The organism is Leptolyngbya sp. BC1307, assembly GCF_002286735.1.
Lineage (GTDB): Bacteria > Cyanobacteriota > Cyanobacteriia > Phormidesmidales > Phormidesmidaceae > Phormidesmis.
The window spans coordinates 1-1,795 of the sequence record NZ_NRTA01000128.1 but is presented as its reverse complement, the minus strand read 5'-3'; the positions used below and the strand labels follow the sequence as shown (position 1 = coordinate 1,795).

The following is a 1,795-nucleotide window of genomic DNA, read 5'->3' as shown; positions in this document are numbered from 1 at the left end:
GACACTGTTGGCTAACTCCGAAAGTAGCAATTAAGCAGGCTCTAGCGCCTTGAATCGAGACACTCTTGTTTTGGCCAGTGGCACTTCCTGGAACCAGTTGAATAGCCGATCAATATTAACGGCAGCGCCAATCGCCATATTCTGCAAGTGAGTCTTAGCCATGCCCATATAGCGGGAACGTCGTAGACCGCAGCTGGTAACGCCTTGAGAAATCGTGCTTTCAATACCAGCACGGCGACGATAACGTTCCTGGCCTTCAGCTGTCGTTTGTATGGATCGCGCTTTTTCCAATGCCTCGTGTTCGGCTTGTGGCAGCAGATGCAGCGTGCGGCCAACGGTTGGCTTAGCTTTGGTGCAAAGCGAGCGAACTGGGCAATCAGCACAGTCTTGAGCGTGAAATCTAGCCAGAATATAGGGCTTTCCGGAATCGCGGTTGTAGGCTTTCCAAGCCTGAGAGGTTTTACCCTGCGGGCAGGTCACCTGCTCGTTTTCCCAATCAATCTCGAAGTGGTTCAAGTTGAAGGCCCCTTCAGTTCGCGTTTGCCAACTGGTATCAAAGCGAGCTGGCCCCACCATCTCAATGCCTTGACTCTGTGCATTTACCAGTAGGAATGCATTGACATAGGCAGTATCGGCAAAGTGCTCCTTGGGCCGGAGATGCTTGTCGATTAGCGCTTGGTGAATGTCGTCAACGCACTGCGCCTCATGGACACTGGCATCGGTGGTCATCACATGAGTAATCAAATGACAGCTATCGTCATCACACGTTTCACTCAAGTGGGTAATATAGCCTGTCCAAGTAGTGCCACAGCGACGGCGATAGCGTACGTCTGTGTCATAGGGCGACTCGATTGTAGGTGTCTTCTTCGTTAGCTTTTTGTCGCTTTTCCAACGCAGACTCGGGCCATCCTCCTTATCGCTGTATTCATAGTGATAGGGCCAAAGTTCTTCTAGTGCTTGTACCGTTTTGAGAGTTTTGCCTTCAGTGGCTAACTCTGAGTCAGCTAGGCATTTGAGTAGGTAGTCGCCATCTTCTCCAACCTGTTGCGCGTAGGCAATGCGCTCTGCTGGTTTCGAGGGCAGTCGGTAGTCTTCGATGCGCCGCCCGTAGCGTTGATACCAATCTTCGGGGGCTATCCGTTGCAGCCACTCGGGAGCCAGCACGGCTAGGTCATTGAGAGCAGCTCGTAGTGTTTCACCGACGACTTCCAAACGGTTAAGGTTACGGATTGCGCCTAAGACACGGGTAGAGTCAGTACGTTGCTGCCCACCGGCTTTGACGAGACCCAGTTCTTGGCAGCGCTCCAGCAGTTTATCAAGTAGCAGGTGTTCAACGTTGCCTGCTAGCAAGCGGCCCCGAAACTCGCTCAGGACGCTGTAGTCGAAGCCCGTATCGGTTAGCTCTAGCCGCAGCAGATATTTCCAGTCGATACGCGAGCGCACCGACTCGGCAGCTTGGCGGTCGGATAGGTTTTCGCGAAATTGCATGATGGTGACTAAAGCCAGTCGCCACGGTGGAATGGCTGACTGGCCGACCTTTGAGAACAGCTCGGTGAAGTCAGTGTCTTCAAAGATAGGGCCGAGTTCATCATGCAGTGTCACGTATGGATTGCCCCTCTTGAAGACTGCTTTGGCGACTCGCACCGTATCGGCAGGCACTAGCGAGTCTGGTTGGGGCTTTAGAGACATAGCGTTCTTCCTTGAGGAAGCGCTTTGGCGATCGCACTTCCTGATAGCGATAGATCTGCCTCAGCTTACCGATTTTTCAATGCTTCTGGAGTTCGCCAACAGTGTC

At 52.8% G+C, this 1,795-nt stretch carries 1 protein-coding gene; it reads right to left on the bottom strand.

Annotated elements, in window-relative coordinates:
* Positions 1 to 30 precede the first annotated feature (30 nt).
* Positions 31 to 1,689 carry an IS1182 family transposase gene (locus CKL79_RS22310; RefSeq protein WP_121971698.1) on the bottom strand — a complete coding sequence of 553 codons (1,659 nt, stop codon included), beginning with the start codon at positions 1,687 to 1,689 and terminating at the stop codon, positions 31 to 33.
* Positions 1,690 to 1,795 lie beyond the last annotated feature (106 nt).

Bases quoted from the DNA above. Each gene is read 5' to 3' on its own strand.
- CKL79_RS22310 (WP_121971698.1), bottom strand. From the start codon at position 1,689: ATGTCTCTAAAGCCCCAACCAGACTCGCTAGTGCCTGCCGATACGGTG.